Source organism: Faecalibacterium faecis, from assembly GCF_040096475.1.
Taxonomy (GTDB): domain Bacteria; phylum Bacillota; class Clostridia; order Oscillospirales; family Ruminococcaceae; genus Faecalibacterium; species Faecalibacterium taiwanense.
The window spans coordinates 17,348-30,865 of record NZ_JBBMEP010000005.1; the positions used below are offsets into that span (position 1 = coordinate 17,348).

At 58.1% G+C, this 13,518-nt stretch carries 13 protein-coding genes; 11 read left to right on the forward strand and 2 right to left on the reverse strand.

What is annotated here, in order from left to right:
• Positions 1-73: 73 nt before the first annotated feature.
• The gene (locus WMO17_RS03480) at positions 74-199 is read right to left on the reverse strand and encodes a hypothetical protein (protein ID WP_005943878.1); all 126 of its coding nucleotides are present in this window, start codon (positions 197-199) and stop codon (positions 74-76) included.
• A 311-nt stretch (positions 200-510) separates the two neighbouring features.
• Here WMO17_RS03480 and rsxC point away from each other — a divergent pair, with 311 nt between their 5' ends.
• From rsxC to WMO17_RS03515, 7 genes are all read left to right on the forward strand, one after another.
• On the forward strand, positions 511-1,827 hold the full coding sequence (rsxC, locus tag WMO17_RS03485) for an electron transport complex subunit RsxC (RefSeq protein ID WP_242959231.1): 1,317 nt from the start codon (positions 511-513) through the stop codon (positions 1,825-1,827).
• Entirely contained in the window at positions 1,827-2,786 is a 960-nt protein-coding gene (locus WMO17_RS03490; protein WP_005943882.1) for an RnfABCDGE type electron transport complex subunit D, read from the forward strand. Before rsxC ends, WMO17_RS03490 begins: the two co-directional genes overlap by 1 nt.
• Positions 2,783-3,331 (forward strand): RnfABCDGE type electron transport complex subunit G, encoded by a 549-nt coding sequence (locus tag WMO17_RS03495; protein WP_097777392.1) that lies wholly within the window; start codon positions 2,783-2,785, stop codon positions 3,329-3,331. The genes WMO17_RS03490 and WMO17_RS03495 overlap by 4 nt, the downstream gene beginning before the upstream one ends.
• A 16-nt stretch (positions 3,332-3,347) precedes the next feature.
• The gene (gene rsxE, locus WMO17_RS03500; protein WP_005943886.1) at positions 3,348-4,013 is read left to right on the forward strand and encodes an electron transport complex subunit RsxE; all 666 of its coding nucleotides are present in this window, start codon (positions 3,348-3,350) and stop codon (positions 4,011-4,013) included.
• A gap of 1 nt (position 4,014) precedes the next feature.
• Positions 4,015-4,647, forward strand: coding sequence for an electron transport complex protein RnfA (locus tag WMO17_RS03505; RefSeq protein WP_005943888.1), 633 nt, complete (start codon positions 4,015-4,017; stop codon positions 4,645-4,647).
• Positions 4,648-4,662: 15 nt separating this feature from the next.
• Positions 4,663-5,562, forward strand: coding sequence for an RnfABCDGE type electron transport complex subunit B (locus WMO17_RS03510; RefSeq protein WP_005943891.1), 900 nt, complete (start codon positions 4,663-4,665; stop codon positions 5,560-5,562).
• Between the two features lie 132 nt (positions 5,563-5,694).
• Entirely contained in the window at positions 5,695-6,834 is a 1,140-nt protein-coding gene (locus tag WMO17_RS03515) for an MFS transporter (RefSeq protein WP_349137489.1), read from the forward strand.
• 28 nt (positions 6,835-6,862) lie between these two features.
• Here the strand turns inward: WMO17_RS03515 and WMO17_RS03520 are convergent, their stop codons facing one another.
• Complete coding sequence (locus tag WMO17_RS03520) at positions 6,863-7,492, reverse strand: epoxyqueuosine reductase QueH (RefSeq protein ID WP_349137490.1); 630 nt, start codon at positions 7,490-7,492, stop codon at positions 6,863-6,865.
• A 131-nt stretch (positions 7,493-7,623) separates the two neighbouring features.
• On the opposite strand from WMO17_RS03520, the gene WMO17_RS03525 reads away from it, so the two are divergent.
• From WMO17_RS03525 to clpB, 4 genes are all read left to right on the forward strand, one after another.
• Positions 7,624-7,848 (forward strand): DUF896 domain-containing protein, encoded by a 225-nt coding sequence (locus WMO17_RS03525; RefSeq protein ID WP_005943900.1) that lies wholly within the window; start codon positions 7,624-7,626, stop codon positions 7,846-7,848.
• 210 nt (positions 7,849-8,058) lie between these two features.
• Positions 8,059-9,351 (forward strand): adenylosuccinate synthase, encoded by a 1,293-nt coding sequence (locus WMO17_RS03530; protein ID WP_044953951.1) that lies wholly within the window; start codon positions 8,059-8,061, stop codon positions 9,349-9,351.
• A gap of 45 nt (positions 9,352-9,396) precedes the next feature.
• On the forward strand, positions 9,397-10,299 hold the full coding sequence (locus WMO17_RS03535) for a DegV family protein (protein WP_005943906.1): 903 nt from the start codon (positions 9,397-9,399) through the stop codon (positions 10,297-10,299).
• A gap of 322 nt (positions 10,300-10,621) precedes the next feature.
• Positions 10,622-13,234, forward strand: a complete 2,613-nt coding sequence (gene clpB, locus WMO17_RS03540) for an ATP-dependent chaperone ClpB (RefSeq protein ID WP_097777395.1) — start codon at positions 10,622-10,624, stop codon at positions 13,232-13,234.
• Positions 13,235-13,518: the final 284 nt, after the last annotated feature.

Here is a 13,518-nt window from a genome sequence, read left to right on the forward strand (position 1 = left end):
TAAAACAACACATCCCCCAGCCCGTGCGGCGCTGCCGTTCAGGCTGGGGGATGCTTTTTGTGCAAGACGGGTGTTACTGCTCGTTCTCGTAGATCTGGATATAACGGGGTGCGTTCTTATCCTGAATGAACAGCAGCGCGGCGGTCAGGGCCACCGCCAGAGCAGTGAGGACGGCGAGCAGTGCTTTGAGAACCTTCATCGTTTCAAGCCTCCTTGGTAAGTCTGGCGCGGAGCGGGGGACGTTCCGCAGTTTTGCTTGCCCTTAGTATAGCATAATCCGCATGCAAAGGCAAACACCGGATGCAGGAAGAAAAATACGGTGGTTAGTTGTATATAACCACGAAAAAATGAAAAGAAAGTTCAGGAAAACACATCATTTTTGTGCCATTGTCGTTGACTTCCCACGCCAAAATGATACAATAAACATGTTAAGCAGCTGCTGTCCCTGTACCAGTGCGCCTGCATGGGCGTGGGGGCGGCAATTCAAGCAGAATGGGGGATTTGAATTCCATGTTGAACAAGCTGAAACGTGCGGCGCTTGGCGCGCATACGCCGCATGACAAGGCAACTGCTGCAAGTAAACCGATCCCGATGCCTCTGCCCGCGCAGGTACGCATCCTCATGAGCCAGCATATCGGCGCTCCCGCCAAAGCTCTGGTCAAAAAGGGCGACGAGGTGTTCGTTGGCACAAAGATCGGCGAGGCTGGCGGCTTCGTCTCTGCAAACATCCACTCCAGTGTCTCCGGCACGGTTGCCGCAGTGGAGCCCTTCCGTCTGTCCAATGGCCGCATGTGCGACTCTGTCGTCATCAAGACCGATGGCAAACAGACCGTGGACCCGGCTGTCAAGGCACCGGAAGTGACCGATAAGGCCAGCTTTCTCAAGGCTGTGCGTGAGTGCGGTCTGGTCGGTCTGGGCGGCGCAGGCTTCCCGACCGACGTAAAGCTGCAGCCCAAGCAGCAGGTGGATACCCTGCTGATCAACGCTTCCGAGTGCGAAGTGTGGCTGACCAGCGATACGCAGGAGATGCTGAACTGCAGCGATGATATCATCCGCGGCATCAAGGCCGTGCTGCAGTACACCGGCATCCCGAAGTGCGTCATTGGCATTGAGAACAACAAGCCTGAGTGCATCGACCTGCTGTGCAAAAAGACCAATGGCGACAGCACCATCGAGGTCAAGCCCCTGCCCAGTGTCTACGGCACCGGCGCAGAGCTGATCCTTATTGAAAAGTGTCTGGGCCGCGAAGTGCCCCACGGCGGTCTGCCCGCAGATGCCGGCGCGATCGTCATGAACGTGACCAGCGTTTCCACCCTTGGCAAGTATCTGGCTACCGGTATGCCGGTGGTCGAGCGCACCATCACCGTGGACGGTGATGCCTGTGCAAAGCCCCAGAACATCGTTGTCCCCGTGGGCACTGCCTATCAGGACATCATTGATTTTGCGGGTGTCAAGGGCGAGCTGGGCAAAGTGGTTGCCGGCGGTGCCATGATGGGCCCCGCTGTGGAGAACCTGAGCTACCCCACCACCAAGACCACCTCCGGCCTGATCTTCCTGAGCAAGGCCGCTGCAGAGCCTGCACCGGTGAATCCCTGCATCCGCTGCGGCCGCTGCGTGGAGTACTGCCCCATGGGTCTGGAGCCTGTGGAGGTCAATCAGGCATACGCTGCACGCGATGTGCAGGAGCTGGGCAAGCTGCATGCAGACTACTGCTTCAACTGCGGCAGCTGCTCTTTCGTCTGCCCGGCAAAGCGCCCTGTTACCCAGATGATGAGTCTGGCAAAGGCGTTCTACCTTGGTGAAATCAAAAAAGGAGGCAATAAGTAATGGATACGAAGCTTATTGTTTCGGCTTCCCCGCATGTGCGCAGCGAAGAGACCACCCAGAGCCTGATGGCCAACGTGATCGTCGCCCTGTGCCCCTGCGTGGTGGCCTCTGCCATCATTTTTGGTATGCGCGCACTGCTGGTAACAGCCGTGTCCGTGGTGGCCTGCGTGGCCTTTGAGTGGCTGTACTGCAAGCTGCTCAAGAAGACCAACCCCATCAGCGACCTGTCCGCCGTCGTCACCGGCATCATTCTGGCCATGAACGTGCCCGTGGGCATGCCCATCGGCCAGCTCATCATCGGTGATCTGGTGGCCATCGTCATCGTCAAGCAGCTGTTCGGCGGCATCGGCATGAACTTTGCAAACCCCGCTCTGGTGGGCCGTATCGTGCTGTTCATCAGCTTTGCCGGTTCCATGAACAAGTGGGTGTTCCCGGATGCAGCGGTGGACCAGCTGTCCAGCGCTACCCCGCTGGCTGTGGCCGATAAGTCCAAGCTGAGCCTGCTGGATCTGTTCATGGGCATCCACGGCGGTGTGCTGGGCGAGACCTGCGCACTGGCCATCGTGCTGGGCCTGATTTATCTGGTGGCCACCAAGACCATCAGCATCGCCATCCCGGCTTCTTACGTCGGCAGCATGTTCGTGTTCTACCTCATTGCTACCCACAGTGTGCACGAGGCTCTGGTTGCCGTGCTGAGCGGCGGCCTGCTGTTCGGTGCCGTGTTCATGGCTACCGACTACGTTACCAGCCCCTTCACCCTGAAGGGCAAGCTGGTGTACGGCGTGGCACTGGGCATCGTCACCTTTGCCATCCGTTACTGGGGCAGCTACACCGAGGGCGTGTCCTTCGCACTGCTGTTCATGAACCTGTGGGTCCCCTACATCAATGATCTGACCCGTCAGACCCCGTATGGCTACATCAAGCCTGCAAAGAAAGCAAAGGAGGGTGCTGGCAAATGAGTAAGTCTTCCAACTGGGAGAGCACCATCAAGCCCATTGTTGTGCTGAGCGTTATCTCCCTGATCGCCAGCCTGCTGCTGGCACTGGTGAACGGTATGACCGCCCCGGTCATTGCCGAGAACACCAAGCGCACCACTCTGGCCGCTTATGTCGGCGTGCTGCCCTCCGTTTCGGATGCCAGCGAGCTGGAAGAAGTGACCGATTACACCACCGCCGGCATCACCGGCGTGGTCAAGGCTCCGGACGGCAGCACTGCCATCAAGGCCGAGGAAAAGGGCTTTGACGGCGGCATCCTGACCGTCATCATGGGCTTTGATGCCAATGGCGCCGAGACCGGCATCTGGGTGGACGCTTCCACCCAGACCAAGGGCATCGGCTCCAACGTGAGCAGTGACGACTTCCTGGCGCAGTTCGACGGCATGGACGGCACCCAGAACATTGTGATGAATCAGGATTACGATGCCTACAGCGGCGCAACCATTTCGTCCACCGCTCTGTTTGCTGCCATCAATGACTGTGTCAACTGCTACAACGAGCTGGCGTAAAGGAGGTTGGTAAGAAATGGCACAAGAAAATAAGTCCAAGGTAAGCATCCTTACCAACGGCATTATCAAAGAAAACCCCGTTCTGCGTCTGGTTCTGGGTACCTGCTCCATTCTGGCAGTTACCACTGCAGTTTCCAGCGCTCTGGGCATGGGTGCCGCCTTCACCTTCGTGCTGGTGTGCTCCAATATCATGATCTCCCTGCTGCGCAAGGTGATCCCCGGCAAGGTGCATCTGCCCTGCTACATCGTCATTATCGCAAGCTTCGTGACCATCGTTCAGATGTTCATGCAGGCTTACATGGAAAGCCTGTACAACGCTCTGGGCGTGTTCCTGCCCCTGATCGTTGTCAACTGTATCATTCTGGGCCGTGCCGAGATGTTCGCCTGCAAGAACAGCATCGTGGACTCCGCACTGGACGGCGTGGGCATGGGCGTTGGCTACACCCTCACCGCTACCCTGATGGCATCCATCCGTGAGATCCTGGGCAGCGGCACATGGCTGGGCTTCCAGGTGATCCCGGAAAGCGTTGCCAAGGTCTCCATCATGACGCAGGCTCCCGGCGCATTCTTCTGCTTTGGCCTGTTGATGGCCGGCTGTGTGTGGCTGGAAGGCAAGCTGGATGCCCGCATCGAGCGCAAGAGCTGCTGCGACCTTGATAACCTGAAGAAGGAGGCAGAATAAGATGTTAGTAAAACTCGCTGCGATCTTCTTCAGCATGATCCTGGTCAACAACTACGTGCTGGTGAAGTTCTACGGTATCTGCCCGTTCCTGGGCGTTTCCAAAAAGCTGGATTCTGCGGTTGGTATGTCCGGCGCCGTCATCTTCGTCATGTTCATGGCAACGGCCGTTACCTTCCCCATCCAGATCTTCATTCTGGACCCGGCTGGTCTGAGCTACCTGCAGACCATCGTGTTCATTCTGGTCATTGCTGTTCTGGTGCAGTTCATCGAGATCTTCCTCAAGAAGTACGTGGTTGCACTGTATAACTCTCTGGGCGTTTATCTGCCCCTGATCACCACCAACTGCTGTGTTCTGGCTGTCACCATTCTGGTCGTGGGCGACTACGGCGCAGATGTGGCTGCTATGGGCTTCGGTGTTGCTTACATTGAGGCTCTGGTCTGTGCCATCGGCGCAGGCTGCGGCTTCATGCTGGCCATGGTCATGTTCAGCGGCGTGCGCAAGCGCGTGGAAGCCTGCGATCCCCCGGCACCCTTCAAGGGCCTGCCCATCACCCTGATCGCAGCAGCAATCACCAGCCTGTCCTTCATGGGCTTCGGCGGCATCGTCGAAAACCTGTTCAATGTCACGCTGTAAGGGAGGAACAGGATTATGAATATTGTATCTGCTGTTATCCTGTGTACCATCGTGGGCGCAGTCGGCGCGATCGTTCTGGTCGCAGCGTCCAAGTTCATGGCGGTGGAGGAAGACCCCCGCATTGAAGAAGTTACCAACTGCCTTGCCGGTGCAAACTGCGGCGGCTGCGGCTACGCAGGCTGTGCGGACTACGCAAAGGCTGTGGTCATGGACGGCGTGCCCTGCGACAAGTGCGCACCCGGCGGCCCCAAGGCTGCCGCTGCCATTGCCAAGATCATGGGCGGCACGGCCAGCGCTGTGGAAAAGAAGGCGGTTGTCCAGTGTCAGGGCAATTCCGAGCACTGCAAGCCTGCTTATGATTACAAGGGCATCCAGACCTGTGCAGCCGCTGCTGCACTGTACGGCGGCCCCAAGACCTGCTCCTTTGCCTGTGTTGGTCTGGGCGACTGCACCAAGGTGTGTAAGTTCGATGCCATCCACATTGTGGACGGTGTTGCCAAGGTGGACAAGGACAAGTGCACCGGCTGCGGTGCCTGCGCAAACATCTGCCCCAAGCAGGTCATCATGATCGACGTGGGCGGCCCGCGCAAGCCGGTGGTCATGTGCTCCAACAAGGACAAGGGTCCTGTGGCCATGAAGGCCTGCACCACCTCCTGCATTGCCTGCGGTATGTGCGAGCGCACCTGTAAGTTCGATGCTATCCACGTGGTGGACGGCGTGGCCCGCATCGACTATGACAAGTGCAAGGGCTGCGGCATGTGTGCCCAGAAGTGCCCCAAGCACATCATCCTCTTCCCGCTGAAGGATGACCCCAATCCCCCGAAGCCCGTGGTGAAGCCCGCCGCTCCCGCTGCTGCCCCCGCAGCAAAGCCGGAAGCCAAGGCTGAGGCAAAGCCCGAGACCAAGGCAGAGTAAACTGTAAACCAAAGCCCGCCGTGCAGCGATGCCCGGCGGGCTTTTTGCAACTTTTTGTAAGAAAATCCGGTTGCAATGATGCGGAATTATGGTTAAATAGAGGGAGGATATTTTCACAGAAAGAGGACGATTATGGAACAACAGTCTGCACGCCTGCGGAATACAGGCTTTCTTACTTTCTTCTTCAGTGGCATCTGTGCCATCAGTGCGGGCGTGGTGGTCAGCCTGCTGCAGGAGCGCTACGGTTTTGCCTACGGCATGACCGGCACCCTGCTCTCACTTATGAGTGTGGGCAATCTGCTGGCAGGCCTGCTCATTGGTATGCTGCCCAGTGTACTGGGCATGAAGCCCAGTGTGCTGCTGCTCACCATCGGCTATGCGGTGGGCTACGGCATCATGGGCCTGACCGGTGTAGAGATCCTGCTGGCAGTGGCTTTCTTTGTGGTGGGCATTGCCAAGGGCAGTGTTATCAACACCTGCACCATTCTGGTCAGCGATCACTCTGCCGACCGCACCCGCGGCATGAACCTGATGCACAGCTGCTACGCCTGCGGTGCGCTGCTGTGCCCCTTCCTCATTGCGGCAGCGGCGAAGGTGAGCACTGAGCTGGCGGTGTTCCTGCTGGCGGCACTGGGACTTGTGCTGTGGCTGGTATATGCCTTTACCCCGCTGGGCGGCGGCAGGGCCAAGAATGCCAAGGAAAAGCAGGCCATTGACTGGAGCTTTCTGCGTTCGGCACGGTTCTGGATGCTGACAGGCCTTTTGTTCTTCCAGAACGCTGCAGAGCAGAGCGTTAACGGCTGGATGGTCACTTACTTCAAGGGCAGCGGCATCATTGTGGGCACACTGGCGGCTTACACCGTCACGGTCATGTGGGGTGCCACGCTGGTGGCCCGTCTGCTGATCGCATTCGTGTTCCCGTTCAAGAACCCGCGCAAGGCCATGGTGGGCATGAGCGTGCTGTGTACGATCTTTTATGTGCTGCTGGTCATGGCCCACACGCAGGGCATGGCCATCGTGCTGCTGTTTGCGTTTGCGTTCTCCATGGCGGGCCTGAACCCCACCGCTGTGGCCAGCGCGGGCCGCATGACCAGCGTGACCAGCATGGGCATCATGCTGCCGGTGGCATCCAGCGGTGCCATCCTCATGCCGTGGATCATTGGCATCGTAGCCGAAAAGGCTGGCCTTGCCGCCGGTATGGCCTCCAACATCGTGCCCTGCGTGGGGCTGATTATTTTCACCCTGCTGGTGGCAAAGCTGCCGGAAGAGTAAGCAAAAAAGCGGCCTGCCCGATAACGGCTTACTTTTCGATCCCTCTTGCTTTTGCGCTGAACTCGCACCCGCAGTAATCCTGCCGGTACAGGCCGTATTCCTCCGAAAGCTGCAGGCTGCGCAGATAGCCGTTGTGCTTTTTGAAGTCCGAAGGCAGATGCTTTACGCCGAACTCGGCTTCCAGCTCCTGCCCGATGGCATTGATGCGCTTGGCATCTTTATGCGGGCTGATGGACAGTGTGGTGGTGAACCAGTCGAAGCCGTTCTCACTGGCGTATTGCGCCGCCCGGCGCATCCGCAGCCGGTAGCAGATCGTACACCGGCTGCCCCGCTCCGGCTCGTTTTCAAGGCCGGTGACAGCAGAGTAGAACTCCTGCGGGTCGTAGTGGCCCTCCACCACGGTCACGCCCAGAGGATGGGCTGCTGCCACGAACTTCTTCAGTTCCTCGCCGCGGCGGTAGTATTCCTCTGCAGGCCATGTGTTGGGGTTATAGTAAAGCACTGTGATCTCAAAATACTGGCACAGCTGTTCCAGCACTGCACTGGAGCAGGGGCCGCAGCAGGCGTGGAGCAAAAGGCGCGGCCGGGTGCCGTCCAGCGTTTTGAGCACGGCATCCATCTGCTGTGCAAAATTCAATTGAGTTGCCATTTTTATCATCCTTTGCTATACTGATTGAGAAAATTCCTTAAAAAGCTCGCCCTTTCGGGGGAGCTGGCATTGCACAGCAATGACTGAGAGGGTTTGCTTTCTTATTATAACATATTCCGCTTGAAAATACAGGAGGCACCATGACACAGGAAAAGATCGCCCGCATCAACGAGCTGGCAAAAAAGAGCAAGACCACTGGCCTGACCGAGGCCGAAAAGGCAGAGCAGCAGGCCCTGCGCCGCGAATACATCGACGACATGAAGGCCAGCCTGCGCGCGCAGCTGGCCAACACCTCCATTCAGGAGCCGGACGGCACCATCCACAAGGTGACCCGCCGTGCCGACCTTGAGAACCCCCGCAGCTGAACGCACAATTTTGCGCACACTTTTTTGGAGGAAAACGCAGCCAAAAGCTGTGTTTTCCTCTTTTTTTGCACGGCGATCTGTGCTATACTATACTTGCATTGGTATGTGCTTTGTGTATGCCTGCTGATGTGTTTTCCCAAGGTGGCGTATCCCGGGCAAGGTGCACGGAAAAGGCTGTCTTTTGAAAAAATGATAAAGAGGTCATTTATTATGCTTACTGCAATTACGGGTATCAACTGGGGCGATGAAGGCAAGGGCCGCATGGTCGACCTCATCAGCCAGGAGTATGACATCGTTGCACGTTATCAGGGCGGCAACAACGCCGGTCACACGGTCAAGAACGAGCGCGGCAAGTTCGTGCTGAATTTGCTGCCCTCCGGCATCCTGCGTCCGAACGTGGTCTGCGTTATGGGCAACGGCATGGTCATCGACCCGCATCATCTGGACGGCGAGATCAACAAGCTGCGGGAGCAGGGCGTTGAGATCAGCCCGGCAAACCTGAAAATCTCCGACCGTGCAACCATCACCATGCCCTACCATGTGGAGCAGGACGGTCTGGAAGAAGCACGTCTGTCCAAGACCGGCGCACAGTTCGGCTCCACCAAGCGCGGCATTGCCTACGCTTACGGCGACAAGTACATGAAGAAGACCCTGCGCATGGGCGACCTGCTGCATCTGGACGACGCTGTGAAGAAGCGCCTCGTCACCATGGTAGATTCCAAGAATCTGGTCATGGAGGGCAGCTACAACGCCGCTCCCATCAGCGTGGATGAGATGTGGGCATGGCTCGAAAAGTATGCCGCCATCTTCAAGGATTACATCTGCGATGTGGGCCAGTATCTGGCCGATGCAGACGCTGCAGGCAAGAAGGTCCTGTTCGAGGCTCAGCTGGGCGCTCTGCGCGACATCGATTTCGGCATTTACCCCTATACCACCTCTTCCAACGTCATCGGTGCTTACGCTCCCATCGGCGCAGGCATCCCGGGCCACAAGCTGCACAACTCCATCGGCGTGATGAAGGCTTACTCCTCCTGCGTGGGTGACGGCCCCTTCACTGCCGAGCTGGCTATGACCGAAGAGGAAAAGCACGACCTGCGTGAGGCTGGCCACGAGTACGGTGCAGCCACCGGCCGTCCCCGCCGCGTTGGCCCCATCGATCTGGTGGCAAGCCGCTACGGCGTGTTCTGTCAGGGCTGCGATGAAGTTGCTCTGACCCTGCTGGACGTGCTGGACTACATGGAAAAGATCCCCATGGTCACTGCCTACAAGCTGACCGATGGCAGCACCACCACCCGCTTCCCCATGGGCGAAGCTCTGGACACCGCACAGCCCGTGGTGGAGTACCTGCCCGGCTGGCACTGTGATATCACCGCAGCCCGCAAGTGGGAAGACCTGCCCAAGGAAGCACGCGATTACGTGGAATATCTGGAAAAGGCTGTCGGCTGCAAGATCACCTACATCTCTGTGGGTGCCGAGCGCGAGGCTTATATCCACCACGTATGATCCCCTGCAAAGCTCCTGAATGATTCAGAAAAGGAAGCGTCACAGATGTTTGATATCATTACCGACAGCGCATGCGACCTGACGCTGGACACTGCCAAACAGCTCCAAATCGAGGTCGTGCCCTTCTATGTCTCGCTGGACGGCGAGCACTACCGCAAAGAAGGCAAGGAGATCGCCGTGCGGGACTTCTACCAGTTCATGGTGGACAACCCTTCGGCCTACCCCAAAACCAGCCTTGCTTCCATTGAGGACTTTGAGCAGGCATTCCGTGCCCATGCTGCTGCTGGCCGGGATGTGCTGTGTCTGGTGTTCACCAGCAAGATGAGCGGCTGTGTGGGCAGCGCCCGCAATGCCCGGGATCTGGTGCTGGAAGATTTCCCCGATGCCCGCATTGAGGTCATTGACAGCGCGGCGGCTACCGTTACCGAGTCCACCATGGTGGAAAACGCCGTGGCCATGCGGGACGCAGGCTGCACGCTGGACGAGACTGTGACATGGCTGGAAGCAGAGAAAGCTACCAACCAGATCTTCTTCACGGTAGGCAATCTGGACTATCTCATTAAGGGCGGCCGCATTGGCAAGGTGACGGGCCGTGCAGCCAACATGCTGGGCATCAAGCCGATGATCCTGTTCAAGGATGGCGAGATCTTCTCCGGCGGTGTGGCACGCGGCCGACAGAAGAGCTTTGAAAAAGCGCTGGAACAGCTGATGAACTATCTGGATGCCCACGGCGGCACCCCGGACGACTACCGCATCACCGTAGGCTACGGCTACGACGAAGAGGAAGGCAAGCGCCTGTGGATGCAGACCCGCGCGGCCCTGCGTGCAAAGTACCCCGGCGCTCAGTGCGAAGTGGGCCTGCTGCAGATCGGCTGCACCATTGCCGTGCACACCGGCCCCTATGCGCTGGGCATGGGCGTGATGCGCCGCTGGAAAAAGCAGGGCTGATATCTTTATATAAAAAGGCAAGACCACCGCACAAACGTTGTGCGGTGGTCTTTTTTTAGCCCCCGCAGGCGCTTTTTTCCTATTTGCAAACTTTTTATGAACCCTATTGACAAAGTGGGAAAACAGGAGTATAGTTTTAGCAGTCGAACAGATAGAGTGCTAAAACAAGTAAAACCAGTTCGGCAGGAGGTGCTTGAAACCGTGAAACAACTGAAGAATAGCCGCTGCTTCCCGTTCGGCAGCATCTCTGCGCTGGGCTTTTAGCAAACGGCTGTCATGTCCGCTAAAATAAACCTTCCGGTATGAATGGAGGCTTGACTTTATGAATACCAATCAATATACGCAGAAAACGCTGGAGGCTCTGCAGGCAGCGCAGCAGCTGGCTGTGGAGTACCAGCACAATCAATTGGAACCTGAACATCTGCTGCACGCCCTCGCTTCGCAGGAGCAGGGCCTGATCCCGCAGCTGCTGCAGAAGCTGAATGTTGACCCCGGCAGCTTTTCTGCCGCCGTGGCCGAAAAGCTTTCGGCTCTGCCCCGGGTCTCCGGCTCCGGCCGTGACCCCGACAAGGTCTATATCTCGCAGGCTGCCGATAAGGTGCTCAGCGCCGCCGCCCGAGAAGCCAAGGCCATGAAGGACGACTATATCAGCGTGGAGCATGTGTTCCTTGGTCTGCTGGACGAGCAGACCCAGAACACCACCGAGTTGTTCCGTGCGTTCAGCATCACTAAAGATAAGTTCCTGCAGCAGCTCACAGCAGTGCGCGGCAACCAGCGCGTCACCAACGACAATCCCGAGGAGACCTACAACGCCCTGCAGAAGTATGGTCAGGATCTGGTAGATCTTGCCCGCAAGCAGAAGCTGGACCCCGTCATCGGCCGTGATCAGGAGATCCGCAACGTGATCCGCATCCTGTCCCGTAAGACCAAGAACAACCCCTGCCTGATCGGTGAGCCCGGCGTTGGCAAAACCGCCATTGCAGAGGGCCTTGCACAGCGGATCGTGCGCGGCGATGTGCCCGAAAACCTGAAGGACCGCATCGTGTTCAGTCTGGACATGGGCGCTCTGGTGGCCGGTGCAAAGTACCGCGGCGAGTTCGAGGAGCGCCTGAAGAGCGTGCTGAACGAGGTGAAGAAGAGCGAGGGCAAGATCATCCTCTTCATCGATGAGCTGCACACCATCGTGGGTGCCGGCAAGACCGATGGTGCCATGGACGCAGGCAACCTGCTCAAGCCCATGCTGGCCCGGGGCGAGCTGCACTGCATCGGTGCCACCACGCTGGACGAGTACCGCCAGTATATCGAGAAAGACCCCGCTCTGGAGCGCCGCTTCCAGCCGGTACAGGTGGATGAGCCCACCGTGGAGGACACGATCTCCATCCTGCGCGGCCTGAAGGAACGCTACGAGGTGTTCCACGGCGTGAAGATCAACGACAGCGCCCTGATCGCCGCTGCCACCCTTTCCGACCGCTATATCACGGATCGTTTCCTGCCGGATAAGGCCATCGACCTTGTGGATGAAGCCTGCGCCATGATCAAGACCGAGATGGACAGCATGCCCAGCGAGATGGACGATCTGGCCCACCGCATCACCCAGCTGCAGATCGAGCAGGTGAGCCTGAAAAAGGAGACCGATGCCCTGAGCCAGAGCCGCCTGAAGGATCTGGAAAAGGAGCTGGCCGAGCTGCAGGACAAGTTCCGCAGCATGAAGGCAAAGTGGGAGAACGAGAAGAACGCCATCGGCAAGGTGCAATCCCTGCGTGAGCAGATCGAGCAGACCAATGCCGACATTGAAAAGGCTCAGCGCGAGTACGACCTGAACAAGGCCGCTGAGCTGAAATATGGCAAGCTGCCCCAGCTGCAGAAACAGCTGGAAGAGGAAGAGAAGATCGCCGCCGCCAAGAAGGAGGACAGCCTGCTGCGTGACCGCGTGACCGATGAGGAGATCGCCCGCATCGTGGCCCGCTGGACCGGCATCCCGGTGGAGAAACTGGTGGAGGGTGAGCGCGAGAAGCTGCTGCATCTGGACGATGTGCTGCACCAGCGGGTCATCGGTCAGGACGAGGCTGTGACCAAGGTGAGCGAGGCCATCCTGCGCAGCCGCGCCGGTATCGCCAACCCCAACCGCCCCATCGGCAGCTTTCTGTTCCTCGGCCCCACCGGCGTTGGCAAGACTGAGCTGGCCAAGGCACTGGCACAGGCCCTGTTTGACGATGAGCGCAACATGGTGCGAATCGATATGACCGAGTATATGGAGAAGTTCAGCGTCAGCCGTCTGATCGGCGCGCCTCCGGGATACGTCGGTTACGAAGAGGGCGGCCAGCTGACCGAGGCTGTGCGCCGCAAGCCCTACAGCGTGGTGCTGTTCGATGAGGTGGAAAAAGCCCACCCCGATGTGTTCAACATCCTGCTGCAGGTGCTGGACGATGGCCGCATCACCGACAGTCAGGGCCGCACCGTGGACTTCAAGAACACGGTCATCATCCTCACCTCCAATCTGGGCAGCGACATCATCCTGAACGATCTGGAGCAGCGCCGTGCCAACGGCTCCAACGAGCTGAGCGAGGAAGCAAAGCACCAGATCGACCAGCTGCTGAAGAGCAAGTTCCGCCCCGAATTTCTGAACCGTCTGGATGAGATCGTCTACTACAAGAGCCTGACCAAGGACGAGATGCGCAAGATTGTGGATCTGCAGCTGCAGGATCTGCGCAAGCGCATGGACGAGGGCAAGCACCTCAAGCTGGAGGTCACCACCGCTGCCAAGGACTTCATCATCGATTCTGCTTACGACAGCGTCTATGGCGCACGTCCCATCAAGCGGTTCATCCAGAGCCGCGTGGAGACCCTGATCGCCAAGGCCATCATTCAGGGCAGCTATACCGAGGGCAACACCCTGACGGTAGACTGCGAGAATGGCGCTTTGACCCTGCGATAATGTAAATTTTACCTGTTCTGTACGGACTTTGCGGCAAGAAAGCTTGCACCACCGTACAGAATATGGTATGATTACAAATAACATTGATGTGCTTTTCATCGCGGAACAGCAACGATGGGGAGCACATTTTTGTATGTAAGAACATTTATCCCAAAACTCTCTCAGGCGCGTTGCGCCAGTGTGCGATATCCCGGGCAGCAGCACCTTCTGCGTGGAAGGGGCTGGCTGCGGGCGCACAGAAAAAAGCTCCCCCCTTCGGGGAAGCTGGCATCGCGCAGCGATGC